Annotated in this window: 10 protein-coding genes and 1 pseudogene; 8 read left to right on the top strand and 3 right to left on the bottom strand. The window is 61.9% G+C overall.

Annotation, left to right across the window (positions count from 1 at the left end; translation table 11 throughout):
- Positions 1–465 precede the first annotated feature (465 nt).
- From NTD89_RS03680 to NTD89_RS03665, 4 genes and pseudogenes are all read left to right on the top strand, one after another.
- Positions 466–1,440 (top strand): 2-hydroxyacid dehydrogenase, encoded by a 975-nt coding sequence (locus tag NTD89_RS03680; protein WP_262206489.1) that lies wholly within the window; start codon positions 466–468, stop codon positions 1,438–1,440.
- A 131-nt stretch (positions 1,441–1,571) separates the two neighbouring features.
- On the top strand, positions 1,572–2,474 hold the full coding sequence (locus NTD89_RS03675; RefSeq protein ID WP_145166225.1) for a chemotaxis protein CheV: 903 nt from the start codon (positions 1,572–1,574) through the stop codon (positions 2,472–2,474).
- A gap of 3 nt (positions 2,475–2,477) precedes the next feature.
- Positions 2,478–2,960, top strand: coding sequence for a GNAT family N-acetyltransferase (locus NTD89_RS03670; protein ID WP_262206488.1), 483 nt, complete (start codon positions 2,478–2,480; stop codon positions 2,958–2,960).
- 40 nt (positions 2,961–3,000) lie between these two features.
- A pseudogene (locus NTD89_RS03665) lies at positions 3,001–3,103 on the top strand (YkgJ family cysteine cluster protein); the annotation flags it as partial.
- Positions 3,104–3,193: 90 nt separating this feature from the next.
- Here the strand turns inward: NTD89_RS03665 and NTD89_RS03660 are convergent.
- The 3 genes from NTD89_RS03660 to NTD89_RS03650 all read right to left on the bottom strand — a co-directional run bounded on the left by NTD89_RS03660 (position 3,194) and on the right by NTD89_RS03650 (position 6,076).
- Positions 3,194–4,357 carry a transporter substrate-binding domain-containing protein gene (locus NTD89_RS03660; protein WP_262206487.1) on the bottom strand — a complete coding sequence of 388 codons (1,164 nt, stop codon included), beginning with the start codon at positions 4,355–4,357 and terminating at the stop codon, positions 3,194–3,196.
- A gap of 529 nt (positions 4,358–4,886) precedes the next feature.
- Complete coding sequence (locus NTD89_RS03655) at positions 4,887–5,678, bottom strand: transporter substrate-binding domain-containing protein (RefSeq protein ID WP_145166228.1); 792 nt, start codon at positions 5,676–5,678, stop codon at positions 4,887–4,889.
- 164 nt (positions 5,679–5,842) lie between these two features.
- Positions 5,843–6,076 carry a hypothetical protein gene (locus NTD89_RS03650; RefSeq protein WP_106579552.1) on the bottom strand — a complete coding sequence of 78 codons (234 nt, stop codon included), beginning with the start codon at positions 6,074–6,076 and terminating at the stop codon, positions 5,843–5,845.
- A 219-nt stretch (positions 6,077–6,295) separates the two neighbouring features.
- Here NTD89_RS03650 and NTD89_RS03645 point away from each other — a divergent pair, with 219 nt between their 5' ends.
- The 4 genes from NTD89_RS03645 to NTD89_RS03630 are packed head-to-tail and all read left to right on the top strand — an operon-like array spanning position 6,296 to position 12,596.
- Positions 6,296–7,462 carry an efflux RND transporter periplasmic adaptor subunit gene (locus NTD89_RS03645; protein ID WP_145166229.1) on the top strand — a complete coding sequence of 389 codons (1,167 nt, stop codon included), beginning with the start codon at positions 6,296–6,298 and terminating at the stop codon, positions 7,460–7,462.
- Positions 7,459–10,554 carry a multidrug efflux RND transporter permease subunit gene (locus tag NTD89_RS03640; protein WP_262206486.1) on the top strand — a complete coding sequence of 1,032 codons (3,096 nt, stop codon included), beginning with the start codon at positions 7,459–7,461 and terminating at the stop codon, positions 10,552–10,554. Before NTD89_RS03645 ends, NTD89_RS03640 begins: the two co-directional genes overlap by 4 nt.
- A gap of 10 nt (positions 10,555–10,564) precedes the next feature.
- On the top strand, positions 10,565–11,242 hold the full coding sequence (locus NTD89_RS03635) for a heavy metal response regulator transcription factor (protein ID WP_053254480.1): 678 nt from the start codon (positions 10,565–10,567) through the stop codon (positions 11,240–11,242).
- The gene (locus tag NTD89_RS03630; RefSeq protein WP_262206485.1) at positions 11,232–12,596 is read left to right on the top strand and encodes a heavy metal sensor histidine kinase; all 1,365 of its coding nucleotides are present in this window, start codon (positions 11,232–11,234) and stop codon (positions 12,594–12,596) included. The genes NTD89_RS03635 and NTD89_RS03630 overlap by 11 nt, the downstream gene beginning before the upstream one ends.
- Positions 12,597–12,683: the final 87 nt, after the last annotated feature.

Genomic DNA, 12,683 nt, shown 5'->3' with positions numbered 1-12,683 from the left:
TCGCGAAGGCGGTGTGCCAGTGACACATGAGCTGACTGAACCACCGTATTCGCGAGCAAGCCCGCTCCCACATTTGGATCTCTGTGCATCAGATAGAAGTGTGTTGCTGTGCTTTTGATCCGCTTTTGCTTCAACCACTCAGGTCGGCTTTCAGGCCGCCGTGCTTTGCTTTTGATTTTGATCTGACAGGCCCCGTCAACCACGCTGGCCGAAGTGAGGGCATGCCGAGCCTAGGCGAGGCACCGAGTGGTGGGGCAAAGACCTTTCGGTTACTTTTGGCTGGGCCGGCATTCCGGGCGTTTGCCAAAAGTGACCCGCTGTAAGAGCGGAACCGCCAGCCGCCGTTACCGCAGCATCGGATATGTACTCACTCACCCACTAAACAGCACCAAAAAGCTCCCCCCAATCCCCCCCAAGAATGTTAGCGTGCTTGGCATTCTTCCGTAGTCGATGAGCCCGCCTGCAATGAAAAAGACCGTCCTCGCCTTCAGCCGTGTCACCCCGGAAATGATCGAACGCCTGCAACAGGATTTCGAGGTCATCGCCCCCAACCCCAAGCTGGGCGACATCAACGCTCAATTCAACGAGGCCCTGCCCCACGCCCACGGTTTGATCGGCGTAGGCCGCAAGCTCGGCCGCGCACAGCTCGAAGGCGCAAGCAAACTGGAGGTGGTCTCCAGCGTCTCAGTAGGCTACGACAACTACGACGTGCCCTACTTCAACGAGCGCGGAATCATGCTCACCAACACCCCCGACGTACTCACCGAAAGCACCGCCGACCTGGCCTTCGCCCTGCTGATGAGCAGCGCACGCCGCGTGGCCGAACTGGACGCCTGGACCAAGGCCGGCCAGTGGAAAGCCAGCGTCGGCGCGCCACTGTTCGGTTGCGATGTACACGGCAAAACCCTCGGCATCGTCGGCATGGGCAACATCGGCGCCGCCGTGGCCCGGCGTGGACGCCTGGGCTTCAATATGCCGATCCTGTACAGCGGCAACAGCCGCAAGACCGCGCTGGAACAGGAATTGGGCGCCCAGTTCCGCAGCCTCGACCAATTGCTGGCCGAGTCGGACTTCGTCTGCCTGGTGGTGCCATTGAGCGACAAGACCCGCCACCTGATCAGCACCCGCGAGTTGGGCCTGATGAAATCCAGCGCGATCCTGATCAATATTTCCCGTGGCCCGGTGGTCGACGAGCCGGCGCTGATCGACGCCCTGCAAACCCAGAAGATTCGGGGTGCCGGACTGGATGTGTATGAGCAGGAGCCGCTGGCCGAGTCGCCGCTGTTCCAACTGAGCAACGCCGTAACCCTGCCGCACATCGGCTCGGCCACCCACGAAACCCGCGAAGCCATGGCCAACCGCGCCCTGGACAACCTGCGCAGCGCCCTGCTGGGCCAGCGCCCACAGGACCTGGTGAACCCACAGGTCTGGAAGGGCTGACACATCTTACCTGTGGGAGCGGGCTTGCTCGCTCCCACACACGCCAGCCCTGCATAAATCCGGTTAAAGCCTGGCGCGCCCGAGTCGATAACCCTCTATAGATCGTCATTCCTGATCCACAGAAGGTTTTTATGTCCACCACCAAAGCCCGCGCAGATTCACTCTCGCTTCTGCTCTTTACCTTGCGCAGCGGCAAGCTGATGGCGATCAACCTGCTGAAAGTCAGCGAAATCATCCCCTGCCCGCCGCTGACCAAGCTGCCGGAGTCTCACCCTCACGTCAAAGGCATCGCCACGCTGCGCGGTGCGTCGCTGTCGGTGATCGACCTGAGCCGCGCGCTGGGCGAAATGCCCCTGCAAGACCCGAACGGCGGCTGCCTGATCGTCACTGACGTCAGCCGTTCCAAGCAGGGCTTGCATGTGCAGGCAGTGAGCAAGATTGTGCATTGCCTGACCACCGACATTCGTCCGCCGCCGTATGGCTCCGGTGGCAACCGCTCGTTTATCACCGGGGTTACCCAGGTCGAAGGCGGGCTGGTGCAGGTGCTGGATATCGAAAAGGTCATCCACGGCATCGCCCCGGCACCGGTTGAAGCGGCGCCCACCGACCTGACCATGGAAGAGGCCGAAGTACTCGGCAATGCGCGGATTCTGGTGGTGGACGACAGCCAGGTCGCCCTGCAGCAATCGGTGCACACCCTGCGCAATCTCGGTTTGACTTGCCACACCGCACGCAGCGCCAAGGAGGCCATCGACGTGCTGCTGGAGCTGCAAGGCACGGCCGAGCAGATCAACGTGGTGGTTTCGGATATCGAAATGTCCGAAATGGACGGTTACGCCCTCACCCGTACGCTGCGCGAAACCCCGGATTTCCAGGAGCTTTACGTGCTGCTGCACACTTCTTTGGACAGCGCGATGAACAGCGAAAAGGCCCGCCTGGCCGGTGCCGACGCGGTGCTGACCAAGTTCTCTTCGCCCGAACTGACCAAGTGCCTGGTGGTTGCCGCCCAGACCGTGGCGCAAAAGGGCTTGTAACCGGTGACGCAATACTTCCACCTGTTGCGCCGCGACCTGACCGGCAGCCTGCCCGCCCCGCAGTGGCCGGCCGATACTCGGCTGAGCCATTACCGTGATGAACTGGCACCGGCGATTCATGCGGTGCTGCGCATGACCCAGGACCAGGGCGGCGGCCGCGTCGCCGGCCTGGAGCAATGGCGCCAGCAGTTCGTCACCGATGCCGAGTTCGACCCGACGCTGTGCCTGGTCGCCAGCAACGCCGAGGGCATCCTTGGTGTAGCCCAGTGCTGGACCAGCGCGTTTATCAAGAACCTCTCCGTGCATCCCTGCGCCCAAGGCCAGGGGCTGGGCCGCGCGTTATTGCTGCACAGTTTTCAGGTGTTCAAGCAACGCGGCGAACCCTACGTCGACCTCAAGGTGCGCGAAAGCAACCTGCGCGCCCGACAACTGTATGAAAGCGCGGGCATGGTTTTTGTGCTGCGCGACCGGGTACCCGAGGACTGACAGGCACTGGCGCATGACTTGCTTCGCAAGAGCCAGAACAGTGCATAGAGGCAATACCGAAGCGTTTGTGGCGATCACCTTTTGCCGCCTACGACGCCGGGCGCTGCCGGAATCTTGACGAAGACAGCCGCTGCAACATCTACTGGATGCCGGCACCAGGATCGCCACCCAGGTGCCGGCCAACTACGCGTTTATTTCCTTGCGGGCGTCTCAGGCCCGCAGCCTGCGAGGGCTTACAGGCTGGCGATACACTCGATTTCGATCCGCGCATTCAACAGCAGCTTGCCTGCCGCAAAGGTGGTTCGGGCAGGAAGCCGGCCTGCGGGGAAATAACTGGCGTACACCTCGTTCATTGCCGCGAAATCTTTGACATCGGCAAGAATCACCGTGCATTTGGCTACCCTGTCCATCGCCAAGCCTTTTGTCTTGAGCGTGCCACGCAAGTTTTCCAGGGCCTGGGCGGTTTCTGCGCGAATGCCTCCGCGCACCAGCTTGCCCTTTTCATCCAGGCCCAACAAGCCGGCGAGATACAGGGTGTGCCCAACCTGCACCACCTCCGAGTAAGGAAAACCACCTTGCGCCGGTGTGTAAATCATCCGGGCCGCTGCGGATTCAGCCGGAGCCGGTGCCAGATAAGGCTGGGTAATGGCCGCGTATTTGCCACTGTCCTTCAAGCGCTGCAGCGCCGTGTTCAGCGCCGCAGTCAATTGCGGGTCGGTTTTGCGCACCGCTATGGCCGGGCCGCTGCCCAACAACTCGTCATTGATCACCGGCCCCGCGAAGGCAAACGCTTTGCCTTGAGGGGTGTTCAGCAACGCTTGGGTGATTTCAACCGTGTCTTGCAAGGTCGCGTCCAACTCACCGGCCTTCAAGGCCTTGATCAGCTCGGCATTGAGGTTGAATTGACGTACCTGCACGCCTTGAGGCGCCCACCGTGCCAGCGCAAAAGCGGCTCGACTGGTGCCCGTCAGTACGCCCACGCGTTTGTCTCTGAGCGCACCGGGCGTTGGCAAAAGGCTGGAACCTGTGGGCGCGACCAATCGGCTTTCGAGGGCATAGAGCGGATGGGTGAAGTCGACTGTTTCGCGCCGTGGCGGCGTCGCGGTCATCGGCATGATGGCGTCAAAACGCCCGGCCTGGAGCGCCGCAAGGTTGGTTGCATAAGGCTGATCGACCCACACGCAGCGCGCGTTGAGTTCAGCACACAAGGCGTTGCCCAGCTCGATATCCAATCCGACGAGTTCGCCTTGCTCATTGCGATATTCAAACGGCGGGACATCCGCCTCGACCCCGAAGCGAATTTCGCTCCACGGGTTTACGGGAGGGGGAGCCACCGCGCATCCGCTCCCGGCCAACATTATCAGCGCCAGCGCCAATATTCTTTTTGCCGTAGTCATAGACCTGTCCTGTTCAAAAGTGGTGTGAGACGTCCGTGCTCTATCACTCACGGCCCGAACGCACCCGACGTTCTAACAAGCACTGACTGGTCTTTAACTACGACACGCCTGTTTGTTTCATAGGAGAATTCCCAAATTCAGCCTAGACGCTTTTTGACGTCAGCGCCGTTGGCCCCAGAACGCCTGCGCAAGCAGACGTAAATCTTGCGCCAGCGCCGCCACGTCGCCTGAGCTGCACTGGCTCTGCTGTGTGCCATGGCTTGCACCGCATCGCGGGCTGCGCCTTGCAGGGTGTTGATCATGCGCTGGATTTCATTGGTCGATTGCTGGGTGCGCTGTGTCAGCGATCAATCGCGCGCGGGTCCGGCTTGGTGCGCACTGACTGATACTCCACCGTCGCCCCTCCCCGGGTCACCTGCGTGGCATAAGCGCGCTCGTAATTATTGGAGGAGTCGGCAGGTCGTCGACGCTAAGCGCGCCCATGGGGCGAACACTGATCCCGCTCATGTTCCGCGCAATTAATCAGCCATCACTGGTCGGAAGGCGGCTCGTTCAGATTGTAGGGCTGCACGATGCGCTGGTATTCACCGCTCTGGCGCAGTTGTTCAAGCGCACGGTTGAGGTCCTGGCGCAAGGCGGTGTCCGGTTTGCGCACCGCGATGGCCGCGCCGTCACCCAGCAGTTCGGCCGACACAACAGGACCCAGGAAGTCGAAATCCTGACCCTGCGCGGTGTCGAGCAGTGCCGTGCGGATTTCCACCGTGCCTTGCAGCGTCGCATCGATATGGCCGGCCACCAGGCTGCGCGTCAATTCGTCATTGAGCCAGAAACTCTTGATGATGACGCCCGCCGGCGCCCACTTGATTCGAGCAAAGGCTTCGCGGTTGCTCCCCAGCAGCACGCCGACCCGCTTGCCCCTGAGCGACTGCAGTGTCGGCATCAGGCCGGAGGTCTTGCGCCCTACCAGCCGGGTGGTGAACGGGTACAGCGTATCCGTGAAGTTCACCCATTGGCGGCGCCTGGAGGTGGGCGCCATGCCCATGATCGCGTCGAACCGTCGGCCCTCAAGCGCAGGAAAACTCTCCATCAGCACCTGATCAACCCAGGTACAACGCACACCGAGTTGCTGGCACAACGCGTTTCCCAGGTCGATATTGAGCCCCACCAGTTGATCGTGCTGGTTGCGGCTTTGGAACGGCGGGAATTGCGCGGCGACCGCGAAACGGATCTCGCGCCGTGGTTCGTCAGCTGTTGCAGGTGTGCAGAAAACAGCGACCAGCAGGGATAAGGCAGGCGCAACACAGACACGTATCGAAACCACAAGGTGCGTCCTTTTCCGGAAAGTCCAGCCTCACCACGCCCCGGCGCCATCCACCTGGGCGAAGCAAATGCTGTGCAAGCTTTCAAGAAACGGTCGTGCACCTGCAATCAGAAACGTCAGCGAGCGATGTAAGGCAATGCCGACAAATACGTGACCGATTACTCTCAGCGTTTACCCATCGAACGACGAGTGCCCGGCGGTGCCATACCTGGCGACTTGGTATGGCCGTTTTTGGCGCCATTTTTGTACCAAGGCTGGGCCGCATTCTTGGCCCCGGCCAGTTCACCCGGCTTGAACGGAAACTTGAACGCCGGGATCTCGGCTTTTTCAACGCTTTCAGCGCTGGCCGGATCGACGAGGTCGGCCGCTTCAACAGGGGATTGTGTCGGGGAAGTCATGGAAGCTCCGGGGCATGCAGAAAATGAGGCGGCGGCCGGCTTGCGGGCCGCGCTGGCGCGCAGTATACCTGCGCGCCCCGGATCTTTAACCACCGCCTGTACGAATGGTCTGCCTTTACTGACAGCGCTGTCAGTTAGCAGTCACCGTGCTGACCGGGTCGGCGGGCTATAAAGAAAGCATCTTAATTTTCCCACCCCTTTGCCCCGGCGCCTCACCCCATGCACATTCAACGAAAAACCGCCCTGACCGTGGGTGTCCTCGTGGTAGTGGCGATTGCAGCCTGGGCCGTGACCCGGCCCGCCAAGACCAAACTGGCAGCGCCGAGCGCAATCCCGGTGCGGGTGGTGAGCGTGGTGCAACAGGACATTCCCCGCTTTGTCAGCGGCATCGGCTCGGTGCTGTCGTTGCACAGCGTGGTGATCCGCCCGCAAATCGACGGCATCCTCACCAAGTTGCTGGTCAAGGAAGGCCAACTGGTCAAAACCGGCGACCTGCTCGCCACCATCGATGACCGCTCGATCCGCGCGAGCCTCGACCAGGCCAAGGCGCAACTGGGGGAAAGCCAGGCGCAACTGCAAGTCGCGCTGGTCAACCTCAAGCGCTACAAGGAATTGAGCATCGACGACGGCGTGTCAAAACAGACCTACGACCAGCAACAAGCCTTGGTCAACCAGCTCAAAGCCACGGCGCAAGGCAACCAGGCCGCCATCGACTCCGCTCAGGTACAGCTTTCCTACACCCAGATTCGCTCTCCGGTGACAGGTCGCGTCGGCATTCGCACGGTGGATGAAGGCAACTTCCTGCGCATGAGCGATACCCAGGGATTGTTCTCCGTGACGCAAATCGACCCGATTGCGGTGGAGTTCTCACTGCCGCAACAAATGCTGCCGACCCTGCAAGGCCTGATCGCATCGCCGACTCAAGCCAGCGTCGATGCCTACATGGGCGCCGACACCGACGGCCAGACCGGCGACTTGCTCGGTGAAGGCCACCTGAGCCTGATCGACAACCAGATCAGTTCCACCACCGGCACGCTGCGCGCCAAGGCCGAGTTCAAGAATGCTTCGCAGCGCCTGTGGCCGGGGCAACTGGTGACCATCAAGATCCAGACCGCCCTCGACAAGAACGCCCTGGTGGTGCCGCCGACCGTGGTGCAGCGCGGCCTGGATGCGCATTTCGTGTACCGGGTCAACGGTGACAAGGTCGAGATTGTGCCGGTGCAAATCGCCTATCAGGACAGCGACGTGAACATCATCAAGGGCGTGCAGGCCGGTGATGTATTGGTCAGCGACGGCCAGTCGCGGCTCAAGGCCGGCGCCCAGGTCGAGGTGCTCAAGGAGCCGCCACAAGCCATCCAGACGGTAGACGCCAAGGTGCAGCCATGAGCGGCAGCCGTTCGCCGTCGGCCTGGTGCGTCGACCACCCGGTCGCCACCCTGCTGCTGACCTTTGCCTTGGTGCTGCTGGGGTTGATTGCCTTCCCGCGCTTGGCCGTCGCCCCACTGCCAGAAGCGGAATTTCCGACGATCCAGGTCACCGCGCAGCTGCCCGGCGCCAGCCCGGACACCATGGCATCGTCGGTGGCCACCCCGCTGGAGGTGCAATTCAGTGCCATCCCCGGCATGACGCAAATGACCTCCAGCAGCGCCTTGGGCTCCAGCCTGCTGACGCTGCAATTCACCCTGAACAAAAGCATCGATACCGCTGCGCAGGAAGTGCAAGCGGCGATCAACACCGCCTCCGGCAAGCTGCCCAGCGATATGCCAAGCCTGCCGACCTGGAAGAAGGTCAACCCGGCGGACAGCCCGGTACTGATCCTCAGCGTCAGTTCCGACAGCATGCCCAGCACCGAACTCAGCGATTACGTAGAGACCTTGCTGGCCCGTCAGATCAGCCAGATCGACGGCGTCGGCCAGATCAACATCACCGGCCAGCAGCGCCCGGCGATTCGCGTACAGGCTTCGCCCGACAAACTCGCGGCGATTGGCCTGACCCTCGCCGACGTGCGTCTGGCCATTCAGCAATCGAGTTTGAACCTGGCCAAGGGCGCGATTTACGGTGAGAACAGCGTGTCGACCCTGTCGACCAACGACCAGCTGTTTCACCCGGATGAATACGGCCAGTTGATTGTTTCCTACAAGAACGGCGCACCGGTTCAACTGCGTGATATCGCCAAAGTCATCAACGGTTCGGAAAACGCCTACGTACAGGCCTGGTCGGGCGACACGCCCGGCGTGAACCTGGTGATTTCGCGCCAGCCCGGCGCCAACATTGTCGAAACCGTGGACCGCATTCAAGCCGAGCTGCCGCGCCTGGAAGGCATGTTGCCGGCCTCGGTGCAGGTCAGCGTGTTGACCGACCGCACCAAGACGATTCGCGCCTCGTTGCATGAAGTGGAAGTGACGTTGCTGATTGCCATCTTGCTGGTGGTGGCGGTGATGGCGCTGTTCCTGCGTCAATTGTCGGCGACGATGATTGTGTCCAGCGTGCTCGGCGTGTCGCTGATCGCCAGTTTTGCGCTGATGTATGTACTGGGTTTCAGCCTGAACAACCTCACGCTGGTGGCGATCGTAATCGCCGTGGGCTTTGTGGTGGACGACGCCATCGTGGTGGTGGAGAACATTCACCGCCACCTGGAGGCGGGCCTCGATAAACGCGAAGCGGCGATCAAGGGTTCCGGCGAGATTGGCTTTACGGTGGTGTCCATCAGCTTCTCGCTGGTGGCAGCGTTTATTCCGCTGCTGTTCATGGGCGGCGTGGTCGGACGGCTGTTCAAGGAGTTTGCGCTGACGGCCACCTCGACCATCCTGATTTCGGTGGTGGTGTCACTGACGCTGGCGCCGACGCTGGCCGCGCTGTTCATGCGCGCACCCACCCATCACGCCCACGACAAACCCGGTTTCAGCGAACGCCTGCTGGCCGGCTACGCGCGCAACCTGCGTCGCGCGTTGGCCCATCAACGCACGATGGCGGCGATCTTCATGGTGACCCTGGCCCTGGCCGTGGTCGGCTACATCTTTATCCCCAAGGGTTTCTTCCCGGTGCAGGACACAGGTTTCGTGCTCGGCACCAGCGAGGCCGCGGCCGACGTGTCGTACCCGGACATGGTCGCCAAGCACAAAGCCCTGGCCGAGATCGTCAAGGCCGACCCGGCGGTGGAAGCGTTTTCCCACTCGGTGGGCGTGACCGGCAGCAACCAGACCATCGCCAACGGCCGCTTCTGGATCGCCTTGAAAGACCGCGGTGACCGCGATGTGTCCGCCAGCCAGTTCATCGACCGCATCCGCCCCAAACTGGCCAAGGTGCCGGGCATCGTGCTGTACCTGCGCGCCGGCCAGGACATCAACTTAAGCTCCGGCCCGAGCCGCGCCCAGTACCAATACGTGCTCAAGAGCAACGACGGCCCGACGCTGAACACCTGGACCCAGCGCCTGACTGAAAAACTGCGCGCCAACACGGCGTTTCGCGACCTGTCCAACGACCTGCAACTGGGCGGCAGCATCACCCACATCAGCATCGACCGCCAGGCCGCGGCGCGCTTCGGCCTGACCGCCACCGATGTCGACCAGGCGCTGTATGACGCCTTCGGTCAGCGCCAGATCAACGAGTTCCAGACCGAAATCAACCAGTACCAGGTGGTGCTGGAACTCGACACCCAGCAACGCGGCAAGGCCGAGAGCCTGAACTACTTCTACCTGCGCTCGCCGCTGACCAACGAGATGGTGCCTCTGTCAGCGCTGGCCAAGGTCGACCCGCCCACCGTGGGGCCCTTGTCGATCAGCCATGACGGCATGTTCCCGGCCGCCAACCTGTCGTTCAACCTGGCGCCTGGCGTGGCGTTGGGCGATGCGGTAATCATGCTTAACCAGGCCAAGAACGAAATCGGCATGCCGTCCACCATGATCGGCACGTTCCAGGGCGCGGCCCAGGCGTTCCAGAGTTCGCTGGCCAGCCAGCCCTGGCTGATCCTCGCGGCGCTGGTGGCGGTCTACATTATTCTGGGTGTGTTGTACGAGAGTTTCGTGCACCCGCTGACGATCATCTCGACCTTGCCTTCAGCAGGCTTGGGCGCGCTGATCATGCTGTGGCTGCTGGGCCAGGACTTTTCGATCATGGCCCTGATCGGCCTGGTGTTGCTGATCGGTATCGTGAAGAAGAATGGCATCCTGATGATCGACTTTGCCCTGGACGCCCAGCGCGTGCGCGGGCTGCCGCCCGAGGAGGCGATTTATGAAGCCTGCGTCACGCGGTTCCGGCCGATCATCATGACCACCCTCGCCGCCTTGCTCGGCGCGGTGCCGCTGATGCTCGGCTCCGGCCCGGGCGCGGAGTTGCGCCAGCCGCTGGGCATCGCGGTGGTCGGCGGCTTGCTGGTGAGCCAGGCGCTGACGCTGTTCACCACGCCGGTCATATACTTGTACCTTGAGAAGTTTTTCCACAGGCCCAAACCAGCGCTGGCGCTGGCGACCACACACTAAAGGCGGGGTCATGCGCGTCCTGATTATTGAAGATGAAGAAAAAACCGCGGACTACTTGCACCGCGGCCTGACGGAACAAGGCTACACCGTCGATGTGGCGCGTGAAGGCGTCGAGGGCTTGCACCTGGCGCTGGAGAACGATTACGCGGTGATCGTGCTCGACGTGATGCTGCCCGGCCTCGACGGCTTCGGCGTGTTGCGCGCGCTGCGGGCGCGCAAGCAAACACCGGTGATCATGCTCACCGCACGCGAGCGTGTGGAAGACCGCATTCGCGGCTTGCGCGAAGGCGCCGACGATTACTTGGGCAAACCGTTTTCGTTCCTCGAACTGGTGGCGCGCCTGCAAGCCCTGACCCGCCGCAGCGGCGGGCATGAGCCGGTGCAGGTCACCGTCGCTGACTTGTGGATCGATTTGATCAGCCGCAAGGCCAGCCGCAACGGCCTGCGCCTGGACTTGACCGCCAAGGAGTTCTCGCTGCTCAGCGTATTGGCGCGGCGCCAGGGTGAAATCCTCTCGAAAACGGCAATTGCCGAGATGGTCTGGGACATCAATTTCGACAGCGATGCCAACGTCGTCGAAGTGGCGATCAAGCGCCTGCGCGCCAAGCTCGACGGGCCGTTCGAGCACAAACTGCTGCACACCATTCGCGGCATGGGGTATGTGCTGGAGAACCGCAGTGTCGGCTAACTCCATCGCCCTGCGCCTGAGCGGCATGTTCACGCTGGTGGCGCTGCTGATCTTCGTGTTGATCGGCGGCGCGCTGTACCAGCAAGTGGACCGCGGCCTTGGGTTGTTGCCGGGCGCCGAGCTGGATGCGCGCTACAGCGTGCTCGAGTCCTCGGTGAACCGCTTTGGCACGCCGGACCATTGGGCGAAAATCACCGCCAAACTGAAATTGCTCGGCGAGGAAGACAAGCGCATCCGCTTCTGGGTGGTGAGCAGCGATCCGAACTACGAGTACGGCAACCCGGATGCGCAGATCCGCGCGTTCGCCGCAGGGCCGACCGGTAAGCGCGACTTGCGCCTGCCGGGGCGCGAGTACCCGTTCAAGGTGTTGGTGAGCCAGTTCGCGGCGAAAGAACAGCGCCCGCCGCTGCGCTTTATGATCGCCATCGACACTGAAAACTTCCGCGCGACTCAGCACCAGTTGCTGGTGGCGTTGATTGGCCTGGCGTTTGTCGGCGTGGTGCTGGCGGCGCTGTTGGGGTTCTGGGTGTCGCGCATCGGCCTCAAGCCGTTGGGCAAACTCTCGGATGAAGCGCAGAAGCTTGCGCCGCCCAAGCTCTCGGGGCGCTTGCAACTGTCGCCGTTGCCGCCGGAGCTGAGCCAGTTCGTCAATTCATTCAACTCCACGCTGGATCGGGTGGAACAGGCTTATTCGCGCCTGGAGTCGTTTAATGCCGATGTGGCCCATGAGCTGCGCTCGCCGCTGACCAACCTGATCGGCCAGACGCAGGTGGCGCTGACGCGCGGGCGTTCGGCCGAGCATTATTTCGAGGTGCTGCAATCCAATCTTGAAGAGTTGGAGCGGCTGCGTTCGATCATCAATGACATGCTGTTTCTCGCCAGTGCGGACCAGGGCAGCAAGGCCACCAAGCTGATCGAAAGCTCCCTGGCGGATGAAGTGGCGACCACGCTCGACTACCTGGATTTCATCCTCGAAGACGCCCAGGTTCAAGTGCGGGTGCGTGGCGATGCGTTGGTGCAGATCGAGAAAGCTCACTTGCGCCGCGCGTTGATTAATCTGCTCAGTAATGCCGTGCAGCACACTGCGGCGGGGCAGGTTATCGAGGTGGATATTCAGGTGCAGGAACATCAGGTGGCGATTGGGGTGACCAACCCTGGGGATGAGATTGCCAGTGAGCATTTGCCACGACTGTTCGAGCGGTTTTATCGGGTGGATGCGTCGCGCAGCAACAGCGGGGCGAATCATGGGCTGGGGTTGGCGATTGTGAAGGCGATCGCTTTGATGCACGGCGGGGATGTGTTTGTGCGCAGTGAGGGTGGGGGAAATACGTTTGGCATAACCCTGCCGGTGTAGGGGTGGTTTGCTGGGGGTATATCCGTTATTTGGGTGATGGCTGCTTTGGGGTTCCGCCCTTACGGCGGGTCACTTTTGAAAAGAGCC

It is taken from the genome of Pseudomonas sp. 14P_5.3_Bac1 (assembly GCF_025466135.1).
GTDB lineage: Bacteria > Pseudomonadota > Gammaproteobacteria > Pseudomonadales > Pseudomonadaceae > Aquipseudomonas.
Note: the sequence above shows the minus strand (reverse complement) of the source record. Positions and strands in the feature narration are given on the sequence as shown.